The sequence below is a fragment of the Lysobacter xanthus genome (genome assembly GCF_047159895.1).
In genome coordinates this window covers 1-429 of the sequence record NZ_BAAGAB020000164.1, presented here as the reverse complement: position 1 = coordinate 429, position 429 = coordinate 1, and the positions used below count along the sequence as shown (strand labels likewise).

The 429-nt window shown below is 71.6% G+C and carries 1 protein-coding gene and 1 pseudogene; both read right to left on the bottom strand.

Annotated elements, in window-relative coordinates:
• Positions 1–150: pseudogene (locus ACY35P_RS15665) on the bottom strand (S-methyl-5-thioribose-1-phosphate isomerase); the annotation flags it as partial.
• A gap of 41 nt (positions 151–191) precedes the next feature.
• On the bottom strand, positions 192–429 hold a 238-nt coding region (locus tag ACY35P_RS15660), incomplete at its 5' end, for a DUF3011 domain-containing protein (protein ID WP_462116761.1).

Genomic DNA, 429 nt, shown 5'->3' with positions numbered 1-429 from the left:
GATCGCGGCGCCGACGGCCGCGTCGTCCTCGCACCGGATGTATTCGACCGCGAACGGCAGGCGCCGCTGGTCGAGCAGTTCGAGGGCGTCACCCGTCCAGCGGATCGGACGGACGCGGTCGTAACGGTCGAAATCGAATGCGGAATCCATGCACGCATTCTAGCGGGCGCGTGGTCGGCGCCCGGCGAACGTCACCAGCGGCTGTCGGCCCAGGCGCCCACGACTTCGAATTCCGCGCGGCAGCCGCCGTCCACCCAGACGCCCCGGCGATCGACGCCCCAGGACCGACCCTCGATGCAGGCCGCACGCGACAGCTGGCGCACGAAGCGCACGTCGCCGCGACCGTTGATGCCACACGTCCGCTCGCGACCGTCCTCGGATTCGCAGCGGAAGCGCGACGCCGTTGGCGGCGCGTTCCAGCGGCCGGAC